General features: G+C 62.7%; 21 protein-coding genes. 7 read left to right on the top strand and 14 right to left on the bottom strand.

Annotated elements, in window-relative coordinates; all coding sequences use genetic code 11:
- Nucleotides 1-239 precede the first annotated feature (239 nt).
- From mutS to DOM36_RS08100, 14 genes are all read right to left on the bottom strand, one after another.
- Complete coding sequence (gene mutS / locus DOM36_RS08180) at nucleotides 240-2822, bottom strand: DNA mismatch repair protein MutS (protein WP_110642534.1); 2583 nt, start codon at nucleotides 2820-2822, stop codon at nucleotides 240-242.
- 11 nt (nucleotides 2823-2833) lie between these two features.
- Nucleotides 2834-4129, bottom strand: coding sequence for a DUF3596 domain-containing protein (locus DOM36_RS08175; RefSeq protein WP_198651240.1), 1296 nt, complete (start codon nucleotides 4127-4129; stop codon nucleotides 2834-2836).
- On the bottom strand, nucleotides 4099-4293 hold the full coding sequence (xisR, locus tag DOM36_RS08170) for an excisionase family protein (RefSeq protein ID WP_110642530.1): 195 nt from the start codon (nucleotides 4291-4293) through the stop codon (nucleotides 4099-4101). The genes DOM36_RS08175 and xisR overlap by 31 nt, the downstream gene beginning before the upstream one ends.
- A gap of 1 nt (nucleotide 4294) precedes the next feature.
- Nucleotides 4295-4645 (bottom strand): hypothetical protein, encoded by a 351-nt coding sequence (locus tag DOM36_RS08165; protein WP_110642528.1) that lies wholly within the window; start codon nucleotides 4643-4645, stop codon nucleotides 4295-4297.
- Nucleotides 4646-4859: 214 nt separating this feature from the next.
- Entirely contained in the window at nucleotides 4860-5324 is a 465-nt protein-coding gene (locus tag DOM36_RS08155; RefSeq protein ID WP_110642524.1) for a hypothetical protein, read from the bottom strand.
- 9 nt (nucleotides 5325-5333) lie between these two features.
- Nucleotides 5334-6902 carry a DNA cytosine methyltransferase gene (locus DOM36_RS08150; RefSeq protein ID WP_110642522.1) on the bottom strand — a complete coding sequence of 523 codons (1569 nt, stop codon included), beginning with the start codon at nucleotides 6900-6902 and terminating at the stop codon, nucleotides 5334-5336.
- Between the two features lie 250 nt (nucleotides 6903-7152).
- A complete protein-coding gene (locus DOM36_RS08140) occupies nucleotides 7153-8103 on the bottom strand; it encodes a recombination-associated protein RdgC (RefSeq protein WP_110642518.1) in 951 nt (316 codons plus the stop codon).
- Nucleotides 8104-8105: 2 nt separating this feature from the next.
- Nucleotides 8106-8660 carry a hypothetical protein gene (locus DOM36_RS08135; protein ID WP_110642516.1) on the bottom strand — a complete coding sequence of 185 codons (555 nt, stop codon included), beginning with the start codon at nucleotides 8658-8660 and terminating at the stop codon, nucleotides 8106-8108.
- Nucleotides 8661-9039: 379 nt separating this feature from the next.
- The gene (locus DOM36_RS08130; protein ID WP_110642514.1) at nucleotides 9040-9351 is read right to left on the bottom strand and encodes a hypothetical protein; all 312 of its coding nucleotides are present in this window, start codon (nucleotides 9349-9351) and stop codon (nucleotides 9040-9042) included.
- Nucleotides 9352-10431: 1080 nt separating this feature from the next.
- Nucleotides 10432-10716 carry a hypothetical protein gene (locus tag DOM36_RS08120; RefSeq protein WP_110642510.1) on the bottom strand — a complete coding sequence of 95 codons (285 nt, stop codon included), beginning with the start codon at nucleotides 10714-10716 and terminating at the stop codon, nucleotides 10432-10434.
- Nucleotides 10704-11006, bottom strand: coding sequence for a hypothetical protein (locus DOM36_RS08115; RefSeq protein ID WP_110642508.1), 303 nt, complete (start codon nucleotides 11004-11006; stop codon nucleotides 10704-10706). Before DOM36_RS08115 ends, DOM36_RS08120 begins: the two co-directional genes overlap by 13 nt.
- Before the next feature lie 11 nt (nucleotides 11007-11017).
- The gene (locus DOM36_RS08110) at nucleotides 11018-11233 is read right to left on the bottom strand and encodes a hypothetical protein (RefSeq protein WP_110642506.1); all 216 of its coding nucleotides are present in this window, start codon (nucleotides 11231-11233) and stop codon (nucleotides 11018-11020) included.
- A gap of 10 nt (nucleotides 11234-11243) precedes the next feature.
- Nucleotides 11244-11540 (bottom strand): helix-turn-helix transcriptional regulator, encoded by a 297-nt coding sequence (locus tag DOM36_RS08105; protein WP_110642504.1) that lies wholly within the window; start codon nucleotides 11538-11540, stop codon nucleotides 11244-11246.
- Nucleotides 11541-11998: 458 nt separating this feature from the next.
- Nucleotides 11999-12427: a helix-turn-helix transcriptional regulator gene (locus DOM36_RS08100; RefSeq protein WP_157958598.1), complete on the bottom strand. Its 429-nt coding sequence runs from the start codon at nucleotides 12425-12427 to the stop codon at nucleotides 11999-12001.
- Between the two features lie 213 nt (nucleotides 12428-12640).
- Between DOM36_RS08100 and DOM36_RS08095 the strand changes: the two genes are divergently transcribed.
- The 7 genes from DOM36_RS08095 to DOM36_RS20035 are packed head-to-tail and all read left to right on the top strand — an operon-like array spanning nucleotide 12641 to nucleotide 16644.
- Entirely contained in the window at nucleotides 12641-12940 is a 300-nt protein-coding gene (locus DOM36_RS08095; protein ID WP_110642500.1) for a hypothetical protein, read from the top strand.
- Nucleotides 12941-12969: 29 nt separating this feature from the next.
- Nucleotides 12970-13302, top strand: a complete 333-nt coding sequence (locus tag DOM36_RS08090) for a hypothetical protein (protein WP_110642498.1) — start codon at nucleotides 12970-12972, stop codon at nucleotides 13300-13302.
- Nucleotides 13299-14132, top strand: a complete 834-nt coding sequence (locus tag DOM36_RS08085) for a phosphoadenosine phosphosulfate reductase family protein (protein ID WP_110642496.1) — start codon at nucleotides 13299-13301, stop codon at nucleotides 14130-14132. Before DOM36_RS08090 ends, DOM36_RS08085 begins: the two co-directional genes overlap by 4 nt.
- The gene (locus DOM36_RS08080; protein ID WP_110642494.1) at nucleotides 14129-15061 is read left to right on the top strand and encodes a helix-turn-helix domain-containing protein; all 933 of its coding nucleotides are present in this window, start codon (nucleotides 14129-14131) and stop codon (nucleotides 15059-15061) included. Before DOM36_RS08085 ends, DOM36_RS08080 begins: the two co-directional genes overlap by 4 nt.
- Nucleotides 15062-15089: 28 nt before the next feature.
- On the top strand, nucleotides 15090-15698 hold the full coding sequence (locus tag DOM36_RS08075) for a replication protein P (protein WP_110642492.1): 609 nt from the start codon (nucleotides 15090-15092) through the stop codon (nucleotides 15696-15698).
- 2 nt (nucleotides 15699-15700) lie between these two features.
- Nucleotides 15701-16492 (top strand): Bro-N domain-containing protein, encoded by a 792-nt coding sequence (locus DOM36_RS08070; RefSeq protein WP_110642490.1) that lies wholly within the window; start codon nucleotides 15701-15703, stop codon nucleotides 16490-16492.
- On the top strand, nucleotides 16489-16644 hold the full coding sequence (locus DOM36_RS20035; protein WP_157958596.1) for a hypothetical protein: 156 nt from the start codon (nucleotides 16489-16491) through the stop codon (nucleotides 16642-16644). Before DOM36_RS08070 ends, DOM36_RS20035 begins: the two co-directional genes overlap by 4 nt.
- Nucleotides 16645-16792: the final 148 nt, after the last annotated feature.

Below are 16792 nucleotides of genomic sequence, written 5' to 3'. Positions count from 1 at the left end.
GGTGTTCTCTCCTGATTGACGGCCCGGTCATGGCTTCTTTATCACGGCTTCTTTTATTACGGCTTCGTGTCACAGCCCATTGTCGCGTCCAGGCGGAAGAGGAAGACGTTCTCGAATCCATCGTTTCCACGGCGCCGCCGCACGCTACTCGAATGGCGCCATATTCTAGGCGGCGGGCACCGGCTCGGGCAAGCCGCTACCTGGAACATCGAGGAATGGCGTTATAGCTTCCGTGTGTCTCAACGCTGATCGCGCCAGGCATAGAGCAGGTCCAGCGCCGCCCGGGGCGTCAGCGAGTCGACGTCGAGGGATTCCAGCGCTTCCAGTACCGGATGCGGGACCGCGGCAAACATGTCTGCCTGCTGAGGCCTGGCGGGTTGAGCGCGTGCGTCATTCGCGACAGGCATGGCCGTGGGCTGCTCAAGACTGGCCAGCTTGTCGCGCGCTCGCGCGATCACGCTCTGCGGCACGCCGGCGAGCTGGGCGACCTGCAGGCCGTAGCTCTGGCTGGCAGGGCCCTCCTCGACACGGTGCATGAAGACGATACCGTCCTTGTGCTCGGCTGCCGTCAGGTGCACGTTGGCTACCGTTTCCTGCTGTTCGGCCAGCGCGGTCATCTCGAAATAGTGGGTGGCGAACAGCGTGAAGGCGCGCCGGTTAGCCAGGTGTTCGGCGCTGGCCCAGGCGAGTGACAGGCCATCGAAGGTGCTGGTGCCGCGGCCTATCTCGTCCATCAGCACCAGGCTCTCGGCGGTAGCGTTATGGAGAATGCTGGCGGTTTCGGTCATCTCCACCATGAAGGTGGAGCGCCCGCCGGCCAAATCGTCGCTGGAGCCGATACGCGTGAAGATACGATCCACCGGGCCGATTTCGGCACTGTCCGCCGGCACGAAGCTGCCGGTGTGCGAGAGCAGGGCGATCAATGCTGCCTGTCTCATGTAGGTAGACTTGCCGCCCATGTTGGGACCGGTGATCACCAGCATGCGGCGATCCTCGTCGAGCACGAGATCGTTGGGCACGAACGGATGCTGGCTGACATGCTCCACGACCGGGTGGCGGCCGCCGATGAGTTTGAATCCGGGGGTCTCCGACAGCTGCGGGCGCACGAATTCGAGATGTTGGGCACGCTCGGCGAAGGCACAGAGGACATCCAGCGCCGCTAGCGAGCGCCCGGTGGCCTGCAGCGCATCGAGATCGGCATTGAGTGTGTCGATCAGGCTTTCGTAAAGCAGTTTTTCTCGCGCCAGCGCGCGGGATTTGGCGGATAGCGCCTTGTCCTCGAACTCCTTGAGTTCGGGGATGATGAAGCGCTCGGCATTCTTCAGCGTCTGGCGGCGGATGTAGTCCGCCGGCACGTCCCGCGCCTGGGCGCGGGGAATTTCGATGTAGTAGCCATGAACCCGGTTATAGCCGACCTTGAGGCCAGCCAGGCCGGAGCGCTCGCGCTCGCGCACCTCGAGCTGGACCAGATACTCGCCGGCGTGCTCGGCCAGACCGCGATACTCGTCGAGCTCGGCGTCGAACCCTTCACGAATGACGCCACCCTCCCGAATCACCACCGGCGGATTGTCGATCATCGCTCGTGTCAGCGTCTCGGCCAGCTCAGGGTAGGGCCGGATGTGGCGAGCGAGATCGTTCAGTGCACTGTCGCCCTCGATCCGCTGCAGTTCGCTCTCCAGCGTCGGCAATACGTTGAGCGCATCACGCAGGCGGGCCAGATCGCGCGGGCGGGCACTGCGCAGGGCCACGCGGGCGAGGATCCGCTCGACGTCACCGACCTCGCCGAGCGGTTCGCGGACCAGCAGATACCGGTCATCATCCAGCAGCAGCTGCACGGCTGCCTGACGTCCGCCGATCTGGGTGCGGTCCCGTAGCGGCCGATTGAGCCAGCGCTTGAGCAGACGCGACCCCATTGGTGTCACGCTGGTGTCGAGCACGCTGGCCAAGGTGTTGTCGCTGCCGCCGCCGAGGTTGATGTCGATCTCGAGGTTGCGCCGACTGGCGGCATCGATCACCACGGCGTCGTCACGGTTCTCGACGCCCAGCGCCGTGACATGTGGCAGACGCGAGCGCTGGGTATCCCGGGCGTAATCGATCAGCACACCGGCCGCGATCAGCGCGGATTCGAGATGCGTGCAGCCGAAGCCTCTGAGATCGGCGACCTCGAACTGATCGCACAGCAGCCGGGTGGCGGTCGCCAGATCGAAGTGCCAGTCGTTCTGGCGGCGCAGGCCGGACCGCGAGGCCAGCGACGGTGACAGATCGAGACTCTCGGCCGCGAGCAGCTCCGCGGGTTGCAGACGATGGATCTCGGCCAGCATGTCGGCTTCGCCATCGACCTCGAGCAGACTGAAACGACCGCTGGAGAGCTCGAGCCAGGCAATTCCCCAGCGCTCGCCGGCCTGGTGCAGCGCTACCAGCAGGTTGTCGCGGCCGGCATCCAGCAGTGCCTCGTCGTGCAGCGTGCCCGGCGTGACGATACGCACGACGCGACGTTCGACCGGGCCCTTGGATGTGCTCGGATCGCCGATCTGTTCGCAGATCGCCACCGATTCGCCGGACTTGACCAGCCGTGCCAGGTAGGACTCGGCGCTATGGTAGGGAATCCCGGCCATGGGAATGGGTTTGCCTCCCGACTGGCCGCGCGCCGTCAGCGTGATATCGAGCAGCCGCGATGCCCGCTTGGCGTCATCGAAGAACAGCTCGTAAAAATCACCCATGCGGTAGAACAGCAGGACATCCGGATGTTCACGCTTGATGTTGAGGTATTGCGCCATCATCGGCGTATGCTGGGTGCTCTTGCTGGCGGCCGCGTCCTGCATGGCTTTCAGGGTTACTCCGTTTTTCTGTGGGGCATCAATGGGGCAAAAGCGCCGCGTTTCTGCATCTCGATCCAGATGCGTTCCGCTTCGGACTGGCTCTCGGTGTCGATCCATTTCGCGTAGACCTTCACCAGCATCGAGTAGTCCTTGTGCCCCATCTGCTTTGCGATGAATGCGAGGTTACCATGGGCAGTGAGCGACCAGCACGCGAACGTGTGGCGAGTCTGGTAGGGCCGACGACGGCGCACCCCGGCGCGGCGCATGATGTTGTGAATCTTCTTGTTCCAGCTATGCGGATTGAAGAAGGGGTGAATGTTTACCTGCCTCGCCTGGATCGTCGGCGATAACAGAGGGGCCACGGTCTCCTGCCGGTTTTGGTGGCGGTTGAGCGCGACGATGATCTCGAGCGGTGCAATGTCCGCGGTCATCTCGAGTAGCGCCTTGCATGCCTCCAGTGCTGGCGGTAGCAGCCAGATGACACGGTCGCGGCTGGTCTTCGTCTTTGGCACCTTGAACATGCGGTGCTTCTGGACCGATCGGCGGACGGTCAGGCAGCCCTGGGCGATGTCGACGTCCTCTCTCGCCAGCCCGCAGAGCTCGCCCGGGCGAAGACCGGTGTAGATGGCCAGCGTCACGGCGGCACGATCCTGCAGGTGTAGGCAGCCGTCACCGATGAGCGCGCCGAATTCATCGTGAGTGAACGGGTCGGGGTCGACATCCTCGGCCTTGATGCGCTCGCACGCTGGGGATAGGTCGCTGGCGGTGTACTCGTTCTGGTGGCACCAGCTAAGCCAGCCGGCGGCCACGGCCAGGTAGTGATTGGCGGTAGACACCTGCCGGGTCGCGGCGAACTCCCCGCGCATCAACTGGATATCCTCGGGCATCAGTGTCGTCGTCAGCACGCTGGCGCCCAGTGCCTCGACAACCATGTCGATGGCGGTCTGGTACCGGCTTGCGGTCTCGTCCGTGATGTCGATGCTCTTGAGCTTCATGTAGCGCTCTGCTGACTCATCGACTCTCAGGTTACGATTCGACTTCGCCATGCCTTTGGCGTTCTCGGACTCCGGGAACCAGTCGGCATAGTTGAATGTGCCGACCTTGATCGCATGGGTGATCGACGCCCGCAGGCCGACGGCGTGCTTGATGTTCGACTTGGTTGGCTCGAGGCCGAGCGTCTCCCGCCAACGCTTGTTCCGCCACATGAACCAGATGCGCAGGCTCGGGCCGTGTAGCTCGACACCGGAAGTATTCGCGAGAAGCTCGGCAATGGCCGGACTCAGGCGCTGAGCGGACGGCTTTCTACCCACCGGTCAATCTCCTCGACATTGAAAAAAATCCTTCCGTCCGGTGCCTTGCGCCAGATACGACCTTCCGACCAGATGCCATCCTTCCGCTTGTGCTCCACGGCGTCCTCACTGTAGCCGAAGAGCTCAACCACTCGGTTCTTGAGTACCCATCGATTCCTGGCCATCTCAACCTCCTCTCAGGCGCTTGCGGTGCGCCATGTCTTCGTCACGCTGCCGCTCCTGCTGTCGTTCCTGCTCGGCGGCGAGCGCTTCTCGGACCCCAGGCGTATGCAGTAGCTGGCGGTAATGTTGGCGGGCGCCTTCGAGTTCCTTTGCGAGCCGGTCACGTTGTCGGCGCAGTATCGGTTGGCTCTCGTGAGCTGGCAGCGCCTCGCCGTCTTCGCCGACCAAGCCGGTTCCGTCACACATGGCACAGGGCCCTGTGCCGAACATGCCTCGCCACTCGCCGGATCCGTTGCATTGCGGGCAGTTCTCGGTGGTCGGCTCTTGCCAGTGGAGAGGGCGGGACTTAGCCATCGGCGCCCTCGGTGGCTGCATACCCAAGCGCTGCCGCATCTTCGGTCGAGATGAAGCAATAGGTCCCGCCATCGCAGCCATATTCGATGCAGTCACGGCGCCTGCACTGCCTTCGCCATCCGCTGCCACCGCAAAGCTCGCAGTCTGCGCCAGTATGCCGGTGGCACTTTTGGAGCCGCTCTGGCTCGCCTTCGTCGTCCTGTACCGTCATGAGTCACTCTCCTGGCTTCGGCAGTAGCGGCGGCATGTGGCCGCTCTGGTAGGCGTCTTTGACTTGCGGGAGCATCCAGCCGCCGACCGTGCCGCCGTTGGGCAGAACGATGTGGGCGAGGAACTCCTCCTCGAACATGGTGATGCCGGACTCGACCGCCTCGAGCTTGGCCTTGATGACCAGGGCAAGCGCTCGCCAGCGCTGGCGGCAGGCCTGTTCCCATGCCTTGGCGGCTTGGGCGGGCGCTCTGTCGCGCCCGGTCTCGGTCTTCACGAACTCCTCGGCGTTTCGCTCCGGCATCTGCAGGTCGAAGCGGATCCGGCGGCCGTGCATATGGAAAGCCAGCACCGCGGTGCCGCCATCCCAGCCATACATGAAGCCATCGGCGCCGTAGCGGGAAAGCGTCTGCTCGATCTCTGCGCGGCTGCGCTCGCTAGAGACCGAGGTGTTTTCGGCGTATCTCGCCATTGGGCCTCCTTACGCCGCGACCGTCTCGGCGGGCGCCGGCATGAATTTGCGTTCGTGGGTGAAGTTGGCTTCGACCAGCGCGCGGGCGAGTGGCGGGCAGACGCTGTTGCCGATCAGACGCACCTGGGTGTGTTTCGGTACCGGTCGACCGTCCACCTCTCCGAATCGGTAGTGTTCGGGGAATCCTTGGGCGGCTGCCAGTTCGTGCGGCTGCAGCATGCGCATGCCGATGTCGGTGATGACGTACTGCTCGCCTTCGATCATGACGGTCACCAGTTGGAACCGGTCTTTCGTCGTGATCGTCGGTGACGGGGCGTTGAGGTCTCGCCCAGTCTCGCCGGACCCGCTGCCGTAGTAGGGCGCCAGGAAGGCGGCCACGGCTGCAGCGTGGGTGCCACCGGCGCAGACGGTGGGCATCGGCTCGCGGACGTCCCGACCGCCGCGCTCGCTGCCCTTGAGGTTGACCATGCTGGCCGCGACCAGGGCGTTGTGATCGGTGGCGGTGACTGTCGGTACCGGGTTCGTCAGGCTGTCACCGACGACGCCGGTGAAGTGCTTGGCGAGGAACGCTGAGACCAGAGCGCTCTTGCCACCACCGCCCGCCGTGATCGTGCCCAGTGGCTCATCGGCGCCGTGACCAATACTGGCGCCGAATTGGCGGGAGATAGTCGGCGCCACTACTGCGAAGCCTGGCGGTGTGGTCATCGTCTGCAGCGGCTCGCCAAGGCCTTGGCCGCGAAAGGCGTTGTACCAGGATGCGGTGTGATTGCACTTCACGATGAACGGGTCGCCGCTTTCGACGACGTATCGCATGACACCTTTGGCGATGCGCTTCATCGTGTTTTCGGCGAGTTCCCGCTTGCGCCCGAAAATTGAGGGGCAGGGGATCGACCAGTCGATGCACTCGGTTGCGGCTCGATATGCCGGCATCTTGCCGCGCTGGACCGCTGGCGACTTCGGGTCGCCGTGGGTGGGCTTGGGCCAGCTGATTGGCAACCCGTCGCGGCGGCCGATCAGGAACAGCCGCTTCCGGATCGTTGGCGTGCCGTAGTCGCAGGCTCTCAGAATGCGCCAATCGACGTCGTAGCCATGGCGCTTGAGCGCCCGGACGAATCCCCGGAACGTCTGTCCCTTGCGTGCTGGGTCCGGTACTAGCTGATCCTTGGCGTTCTTGATCAGCGGTCCCCAGTCGAGGAACTCTTCGACGTTCTCAAGGATGATCACGCGGGGCTTTACTCGAGCTGCCCATCGAGCGCCGACCCACGCCAGACCGCGCACCGATTTTGATACCGGCCGCCCGCCTTTGGCTTTCGAATGGTGCCGGCAGTCTGGCGAAAACCACGCCAGGCCGACCGGCTGGCCCTTTGTCGCTTCATCCGGGTTGATGTCCCAAACATCCGCAACGGAATGATCGGTGCCGGGATGGTTGGCGGTGTGCGTGGCAATCGCTGCGGCGTCGTGATTGATCGCAAGATCGACAGGCCGCCCCAGCGCTTGCTCGATGCCCTCGCTGGCACCGCCGCCGCCGGCGAAGTTATCGACGACCAGCTCGTGGCCGAAGCACAGATTCAGATTCATAAGCAGTCCTAAAAAAGTGCAAACTTGGAGAGGCTGATTTGCTAAGTTGCTATCGAAACTACCCCTAGGAGGAGATAAGAGATGTCAGACGAATACAGGCAGCGGATCGGTATCCCCGAAGACGATGAATTTGTTCAGATCGATACTTGGTCTAAACAGAAGCGAGGTTGTGATACCGACTACTACGTATACGAACAACGCACCCTCGATGGGGAAGTTGTAGCTCGGTATGAAGTTGAAGATGAGATGGTTATCTATCCCCCACAAAACCGCACAATCCGGCATCGCAAGTTGTAGTGGCCTCGCCACCCAGCCACTCGATCAACTGGTCGGTGAAGGTGCCGAGGGGGGCGGTCATGAGGGCGAAGTCGGTTTCGAGGCTCACCACCGGGTCGTCGCCGTCGTCGGCCTGGCTGGCTTCGTCTAGCAGCGCGTCGTCGAACTGCAAGGACTTAAGCGCGAGGTCGTCATGTAGCACGGCGCGAAGCTGGCCTTCGCTGCCAAGGCTCAGGCGGGACACCTGGCGGCCACCTTCGAGCAGGCTCTGCATCTCCTCGCTGTCGAGGTCGACGGCGCGGGCGCCGATCACGCCGTCGTCCTCGGCGGCGCGTAGCTCGACGCGATCACCTAGCAGCAGGCTGGCGGGGCGTTGGCCGGGATCGGATAGCCAGGCCGTCATGCCACGCCGGGGCGGCGTCTTGGTGGCCAGCGGTGTGACCTTGAGCGAGCCCAGCGTCTGGCGGAGCAGGTCGAGCACTTCCTCGGCGCGCTTGCGGCTGGAGGCGTTGATGCCGATCAGGTTGCGGGTGGTGTCCCACCAGAGCTCGACACGCTGTGACTGGGTGAAGGCCTGGGGCAGCAGTTCCTCGAGTACCTGCTCCTTGAGCAGCTGGCGCTCACGGCGGGATAGCGGCTGGCCTTCGGCGATCTCTCTTGCCTCGGCGCGTTCGGCCACTTCCTCGTTGACCACGGCGGCGGGGAGCAGGCGCTCCTGGCGCATCATGGCGATCAGGCGGTGGCCTTGGATCTCGTGGACGCGGACCTGACTGCGATTGCTTGCCGGTGCCGTCCAGCCGACGCGTCGCATCTCTCGCGGCGACACGGGGCGGAAGGCGAATTCGGCCAGGGCGGCTTCGAGGTCTTCGAGTGCGATCGCTTGGGCGTCGTGCTGGCGGTAGGGGTGAAGGTGTTTGAACCACATGGTTAGGCCTCCTCGACGTCGATCTGGACGCCAGGCTTTCGTGCAAAGTGCGTCGGCTCGATCACGCGGTATTCCCAGCAATCGTGTTGACCGCACCAAACCGCGCCGACCCAACCTTGGTCGTCCTGCCAGTGGCCTGCGACGATTCCGGTAGGATTAAAGTCTGGATCGACAAGGTCCGGGCCGTGGAGCAGGTACTCCCCGTCATACTTTTCAGCCTCTTCGATGGTGCGCCATTCAACGAGCCGCACGATCGCAGGATCAGTGCCGCTTGCTCGGTCCAGTCGCTCGATTTCGGCAAGCAGAAGAGCGGCGGCTTTCACCAGGTTGCGTCTTGGCGACGTGGATGGTTTCCACCAAGCATTCTCGAAAGGCCAGACTGCTGGAGGGGTTTCCGGCAAGGCGTGGCCGGTCACCTGTACGCAAGCGCCCCAGGCGTAGGTGCTGGCAGCCGCTGCGAGATCGCCGTCGGTGTGAGTATCGTCGTGTTCCGGTGTCCAGCCTTCGGCGTCGACCTGGCGCTGGCGTTCGTTGAATACGTCGAGCAGTGCTTTCATCGCGTTGGTCCTCGTCTGTCGATCAGGCAAACAGCCGCCGGTCTTCGTCTACCGGGTAAGCTGGGTTGTGGTAGCACCAGAGCGAGCCGCGCCGATGCGGGAAGTGGTAGCCGTCGCAGCGGCAGGTATCGCGGCGCCAAGGTTTCGAGTCGGCCCACTTGTCGATCCGGAGAGTGTTCCGGCGGCCGCACCTGGTGCACACGGGGCCGATCACGTACTCGTCTGGATGCCTGGGCTTCGTCTGACGGGCACCGCATATACGGCAGCGGCAATGCCGTCGAACGGGTAGATAGACCTGCATGGCTGCCTCCGGTAGCGGGCAGCACAAAGGCCAGCGCCCGGCATGTCAGGCGCTCGCTGTTGTGCTGGTGGGCGGTGGTTAGCGGCGGATGGTGTCGATCACGCCTTGGTCGCGAAGGGCGAACATCGCGTTCATATCGTCTGGGGTGGCGCGGTCGATAAGTTGCCCGCCTCGGCACCACCAGGTGCGCGGTGTGCTGACGATGTGCTCGCCGTCCTTCATTCTCGCGAGGACATGAGCGATGCGGCCCTGCTGGCGGCGACTGGCCAGCTCCAGTGCGCGTGCAGTGTTGAGCTCGATTTCTAGCCCGGCGAGCCGCTGCTGGGCGTCGGCGATGGTCTGGCGCTGGGCCGTGATCGCGTGCTCAATCACGTATGTGGATCGGTGCATATGGCCTCCGTCAAAAAGAGCCCGGCACGGGGCCGGGCGAAGTACGCAGGGGAATTGGTGCCGGTCAGCCCCGGCTGCTCACCACTACGCAGGTGACGCGTGCCCACTATCACCACAACAGCGGGATTTGATTACCAATCGGCTGTGGTAACTTTGTGTTTCACCACAACAGCTGAGGTAAATCTGATGAGACAGAAATCTGGCGCGTTATCGTGTATTGAGAAGCTCGATAACGACTTGGAAAACATGCTTGCTTTGATAGAGCACGTCGACCCAACAATCAGAGGCAAGATCGCTGGCTACCACTTGCAAATGACCACAGCGATCAAGGATCTAGATCGCCGGCTCAGCCACCTTGAAGAATCTCAGTCGAAGTAAACAAACCGTTTGGAGCCATCCGAGGAAAAGGGTTGGCTCCCATCTCCCGATGCCTCCGCCACAGCATTCATCACTTTGCTCGAGGCCTCATCTCGTTTATTTCTGCAATCCTTGAGTCGCTGAGAGGCAAGTTTGTAATCTGCGTCGGCCTTAAGCCATCTTCGGTAGAGTTCCGCTATTCGCTCTGATGTCATTATCTTCATCCCGTAGTTTCTAACCGGATATGGAGACCGGTTGCGTTGGACAGATCCCGGTTACAGCGTCCGGGGCACTTGCGCGGGCTTGGCTGTCGCCCTGTGCTGTGTGATGCAGAGGCATCGGGAAGAAGAGGGAACCTGACAGCAATCGGCGCGATGGGTCCGGCCGTTCCCATTGCTCTCGCACCCTGTTCAGCTTTTTTCACGGGCCGCCCTCTTCCCGATACTCCCGCATCGATAAGCCGTCTCCACCGGGACGCTACGCCCGCTTACTTCCCGGCCGCTCCGTTCTGGTATTGGCCGGATATACCGGCCCAGCCGATTTCCGGGTCTTCCTCTCGCGTGCGGTGCAGCTCGCTTGAGCACGGAGACGGCTTATCGATGGCCAGCGGATTACGCACCGCTGGCACTGCATGGGGTCCGAGTTGTTAAAGAGCTACTGCATCAGGCAGCGCCCGGCAGGCGCTCTCGGATGTAGGCCGCCATCCGCTGGCGGCTGCGTCGTTCAATTGCTGGCGTAGGCGCTGCCGTCGACCGGTGAGAGCACCGGGGAGCAGACCTCGGCGGCGATGCCGTCGTAATCCGGATGGCCGTAGCGGCGGCTGGGTGCCACACCGCGGGCGGCTTCGGCGTTCCAGGTGGCGACGCTTTCGCAGTACTGCGCTTGCTGCATGAGCTGCACCTCGTAGTCGCTCGGGCCTAGCAGATCGGTAGAGGCGGCGACGAGTACCGCAGCGGTCGCGGCCAGCCCGACGACGCCCGCCAACGGGCTGGTGATCAGTTGGCGCATGAGGTGTTCTCCTTTTGGCGCTTGTGGGTGATAGCGGTCATCCGGATCTGGTCGGCCATCCACGCCTTGGCGTTTCCCTCGCGGCCGTAGCAGCGATCCATGATCACGATCAGGCGGTTCTTGCTGGGCACGTAGAACGCGGGGCGGTAGCCGGTGCTCGACGTGCCGTTCTCGCGAGGCCGAGCGAGGTACTCGGTGGCGACATCCGGCACGCCATCGGTGCAGATGTGCTCGTCGTAGGCGGCTGTTACCTGGTGTGCCGGGTAGCAGAAGGTGGTGGCGTCGATCATGGCTGGCGGCCTCACTTCAACCGGATGAATGTGCCCAGCGACTCGCCGGGGCCGATGGTGTGGGCTTCCATGCTGATGACGTCGCCCTGCTTAGCCTGCCGAACGATGACGCGCACTTCGTAGCGTCCGCCGCTCTTCAATGCCTGGCGTGCCTTTGCGGGTACGTCGTCTTGCTTGAGCCGGTCGCCGAGTGCCTGGAAGGCTTCTTCGATGGTGTTGATCGCCATGGGGTTAGCCTCAGGTCTCGTAACGTGAGTAGGTGGTAGAGCGGGTCGTGCGAACACGTGGAAGGCGCGCGCTGTGATCGAGGCTGTGCAGGCTGATCGAGATGACCAGCAGCAGGCAGATCCAGCCTTGAAGGATCGACTTGGCGACCAGGTGCGTGACGTTCCGCGCTTCGACTCGCTCACAGGCCAGAACCACATGGCGCCGCACCGTGCCGACCGAACGATGCATCGTGTTGGCGACCTGCTCGGCGGTGTTGCCCTGAGCCAGCAAACTGACAATCTCGGTTTGGCGCTTGGTGAGGTTCATGTCGATGCCTGAATTTCAGTTGATGTACATAAAACTACTGTGATCTATGTAATACGTCAACACGATTATTGAAATAGCAGGCATAAAAAATGCCGGCGTGTGGCCGGCATGGAAGTGGGAAACGAATCAGGAAGGTGTGGGGTGACGGTTTATGAGGCGTCCGCGCATTGGGCGAGCGCTTCAATCACTTCGTCAGAAACCGGCGGGTTGTTGTTCTCCTGCTGGCTTCCAGGGGGTTCTGCCTTGTGTTGGTCAAACATCGTTATCCCCGTGGCCTTACCTGTACATGCGTACAGTATAGTGGATTGGAAAGTTAGGCCACCCCTCAGGGGCACATGCAGAGTAGTGGTGATCGGCGCTCGGTCAACGCCACAACAGGCATGACGGGGCCTCGTTAATCATAAGAGCGGCATAAAAAAACCCGCTCGGGGCGGGTTATCGAGAGCGATCTATTGCGATCAGCTATCGGCGCGAGCTTTCGGGTCGGCCGCTCGCATCTTCTTGTAAAGCGCACCCAGTATCAGCTCCTCTGAGTCGCCATTTTTCAGCATGCCCAGGCATAGATTGCACATCTCGATTACCAAGCTGGGCATGGCGTTGGGGTTCAGCTGCGCGACCACGTCCTCAACCAGCTCGACCATCTTCGAGCGCATCTCGACCTCATCCGATGGGGCTGTAGCTTCTGGCTGATCCGTCAAGCAGGCGAGATAGCTCGTGCTGACACCGTAGATGCCGGCAAGCTTCGTCAGGGTGGCCATGGGGATGGGGGCGCGGCCATGCTTCCAGTCTGAAACGAACTGGGCAGTCTTGCCCGAGTCGATCGCTATGAGAGACGCAATCCCGCGATCCTGCGGGTGCTCGTGATGGGCCTGGGCAGCCTTTTTCACCCTCTCCCATATCTGAGCTCTACTTGCACCGCTCTGTGAACGATTCTCCATCGGCTCCTCGTCGCACCATCTGCGGGCTTCATGCCCACTACGCTAATCGACGTATTCTAACAGTCATTAGATGGCGCGTAATTGCGCTAATTTCTGCAAATCCTTGCCAAGCTACGGTGATCTACATAGTATTTACGTACTATCGAGAGCTGAGGCATCGGCATGACCATCTCCACTGCAGAAAACATCGATACCGCCCAACAGCAGGACGCATGTATCCCCATGCGCCCTACGACGCTGCGAGACGTGCTCGCTGATTGTGGTGGTCCCCTCAAGGTTGCCAAGCGTTTGGGAGTCGCACCGACGACGGTTTACAGCTGGTCTGCCCAGGGCCGAGTTCCCGATTCCGATCTCAAGACCGCCGATGCTGGCGGCACCACCTACAGCGACCAGCTGGCGGACATGCAGCACACCGGATCACTTACCGGTGGCGCTATCCGCCGTCTCGGTCGCCGTCTGTAAGCACGCCAGGGGTTAGGGGAGCGCACACCATGACAGTACACATTCCGGATTACTCGAGCTGGACGCGGGACGACCTGCTCGACGAGACCCACAAGCAGGCGAGCATTCAAGCGAGGCTCTCGGGTGAGCCTGGCGACTTCAACGCACGCCGCGTGAAGATCGCCACCGCTGGCGCTCGTCATCACGCTGCGATGCTTGCGCTACTCGATCTGACGGCGCCATTCGATCAGGATGCCGCCGCCCGGGTCGAGAAAGCCAAAGCCTGGCACCGACGCGAGCAGAAGCGCTATTACGCGATCGCGCTCGGTACCGAGTTCATCCAGCGACATGACGCCGACGCCATGGGGCAGGTGAGGGCATGAGCGAGTTACCTCACGACATTATCGAGAGCGCCATCGAGGAACACCAGCCCACGGCGATCTTCGCGCTGTTCTCCGGTGGCCACGACTCTCTGACATGCACCCATGTAGCGGCGGAGATTCTTGGCGATCGCCTAACGGGTGTGGCCCATATCGATACCGGAATTGGCATTCCCGAAACGCAGCAATTCGTGCGCGATGTCTGCAACGTCTATCACTGGCCGTTGAGCATCTATCGTGCAGTGGACAATGCGTACGCTGATGGAACGCCTAATCCTCAGGTCTACGAGGATATCGTGCTCGAACACGGTTTCCCTGGAGCTCCTGCGCATCAGTTCATGTACACCCGGCTCAAGCAACGTCAGGTCGAGCGCCTAGTTCGCGATCACCGAGGTAAGCGTGGCAACAAGGTGATGTTGATCACGGGGGTGCGTCGAGAAGAAAGCCGCCGCCGGATGGGTCACGTCCAGCCAGTCAATGTGCAAAAGGGCGGCCAAGTCTGGGTTGCCCCCGTTCTGAACATGACGAGTCAGGATCAGCATGACTACATGGCAGCCCACGCTCTGCCACGCAATCCGGTAAAGGAAAAGCTCTGCATGTCGGGCGAGTGCCTGTGTGGTGCCTACGCCCACCCAGGCGAGCTGTCTGAAATCGCGTACTGGTACCCGGATGTCGCCGATCGGATCCGTAAGCTCGAACAGGCTGTCCTGGCCAAACACGGCCGGACGAATGGCTGGGAAGGGCGCGACGATGACTTCAAAGACAATCGTCAGATGTTCATGCCGCTTTGCGTCGGCTGCGAGAGTCGCGCGAGTGACGAGGAGGTCGCATGAGCCTTCTCGCCATGAGCTGGGCGCGTCAGTCTCTCAAGACGCTGCCCACTGACGTTAAAACCCCTTCACGCTTGGCGCTGATGCTGCTGGCGGATTACGCCAACGAGCAACACGTTTGCTGGCCGGGGCTGGGCACGATGGCGGAAGAGATGGGCTGTTCCAAGCGGAGCGTCCAGCGTGCCATCGATCTCCTCGAAGAGCGTGGCCTGGTGGTGGTCGAGAGCCGCCAGGACAAGACCGGCCGCCAGCAATCGAACCGCTATCGGCTGGCCGTTGGGGGAGGGTGTCAATCTGACACCCCCACTATCTCTACCAATTCGGGGGAGGGTGACAATCTGACACCCCGGGGTGACAGCGGTGACAGGGGGAGGGTGACACCGGTGACACCCCTTGAATCTGCCATTGAATCTACCACCAACCCCAACACACACACCGCGGGGCCGAATGCGATTTTCGACCGAGCTCGTCAGCAGGACGACGACGGCCAGCCGTTGCCCTCGAAGATCAGCGAACCAACGTCACCCGGCGACCAGGTCGACATGATCTCCGAAACCGACCGCAAGCACCCCATGACGCTGGATTGGGAGCCGAATCCCGATCTGTTCGCCGCTCAGTGCTACCGCGCCGGCATGTCGCCGGAAACCACCTACGAGCCCCACCAGCTCGCGAAGTTCGTTGCCCACCACGCCGGTGACCCAGCTCGCCAGTACGCCGCAGCGGGATGGATCGGTCGCTTCGTAGACTGGATCCGCAACGATCAGCGCAACGCCAAAACCCAACTGCAGACCGGAGGTGCCCATGCAAACCGCCGCCAACGTACTCCCTCGCGCCGTCTCACAGCTGCCGAGGCGCGCCAACGAGACCGCCAGCAACGCGAACAGCCAGCCGGCGGGCAGTGCTTCGACGGCGAATGGCGCCCCGGTCACTGAGCGAAACGTCGATCACCTGTTCGACGCCATGGGCCAACTGTACGGCAGCAAGTTCGAGAGCCAGTGGGGCAAGTTCGACGACGGTGTGTGGCTGGCGGAACTGGGCCACATGAGCGAGCGACATATCGAGCTGGGCTTGGCGCGTCTCCGCCAGCAGGTGCGAGACGCGGCGAAGTCCGGCGACGAGGCATGGCCACCGCAGCCGGTGGCGTTTGCCGGGCTGTGCGAGCCACGGCCGGAAGACGTCGGCCTACCGACCGTCGATGCAGCCTGGCGTGAAGCCTGCGCCCATTGCCACGCGCCGGACGAGTGGCGCTGGAGCCATGAGGCGGTACGGATGGCGGGGCAGACGGTGGGCTGGCGGGAGATCCACGGCACCACGGCGCAGTCAGTCCGCGCCCGGCTGGAAAAGCGATTCGCCCGCGAGTACGGCGCGTTGGTCAATCGGGTGATGTCCGGCCAGCCGCTACAGGCCCAGGGGCTGATCGAATCAGACGCGACCCGGAACCGGGCCGAGCTGGCGGAGCGTGCCAGCCGAGAAGCCGCCCAGCAGCAGGCGGAGGCCGCCGGTCTCCCGCATCGGATGAATGCCAGCCAGGGGCTGGCGATGTTGAAAGCCGCCACGGGGAGGTCGTGAGCATGACCCAGCTGATTCCATTCGAGTTCGATCAGCATCAAGTGCGGGTTGTCGAGGCTGACGATGGCGAGACGATGTTCATCGCTGCCGATGTTGCCGCGGCGCTCGGGTACGCCAACCCGCGTGATGCGATCAAACGTCATTGCAGGGGTGTCGTGAAACGCGACACCCCCACGGCGAGCGGCGTGCAGTCGTTCAGCGTGATCCGCGAGCCCGACGTCTATCGCCTGATCGTTCGCAGCAAGCTACCCAGCGCCGAGCGATTCGAGACGTGGGTTTTCGAGGAAGTGCTGCCGGCGATCCGCAAGCACGGCCGATACGAAGCCCCGGCGATTTCGGTACCGGTCGAGACGGACAACATGACGGCGATCTCTCGCGCCTCGGCCATCGCTGGGGCACTGGATGCCGCCGCCCGGGCATTCGGTTTCGACGACAACATGCGGTTGCTCTCGGTCAACCAGGCCGTCCAGAAGCGTACCGGCGTCAACCTGCTGGGCGAACTGGGGGCAACGCATCTCCTCAGCCCGATCAATGAGCGCTTCCTGACGCCGACCGAGTTGGGCCTGCCGTTCGATATGAGCGCGGTCGCGGTCAACCGTGCGCTTCGCGACCTTGGCTATCAGCGTCAGGAGCGTGACGCCAAGGGCAAGGGCTACTGGGTCATGACCGAGCGGGGCCGTGCCGCTGGCGGCCGGATGATGGATACCGGCAAGAAGCACGGCGACGGCGTGGCAGTGCAGCAGCTCAAGTGGCCGGAGAGCGTCGGTCAGGTGCTCGGGGAGGAGGCGGCGTGAACAAGCTTCGCCACAAGATCCAGTGCCCGACCTGCCGGGAGTTCAAGTCGCTGGGCAAGATGAAACGCGACAACCAGGTGCTGCCGTCCTGCGTCGACTGCCAACTGAGCAAGCATCGCCCGCACTATCGGGGCCGGAGGTACATGGCATGACGCGATGCATCTACACAGATCCTCGCGTCGGCGATGTCGTTCAAGTTCACCCGGTGATCTGCGATCGCTTACCCGAGCCTCTGGTCGTTACGTCCGTGGATGAGCATCGCATTGGTTGGCATCGGGAGGAGGTCGACCAGTCAGGCAG

This window comes from Salinicola sp. CPA57, from assembly GCF_003206035.1.
Lineage (GTDB): Bacteria > Pseudomonadota > Gammaproteobacteria > Pseudomonadales > Halomonadaceae > Salinicola > Salinicola socius.
The sequence above is the reverse complement of the archived record's forward strand: the minus strand, read 5'-3'. Positions and strand labels throughout refer to the sequence as shown.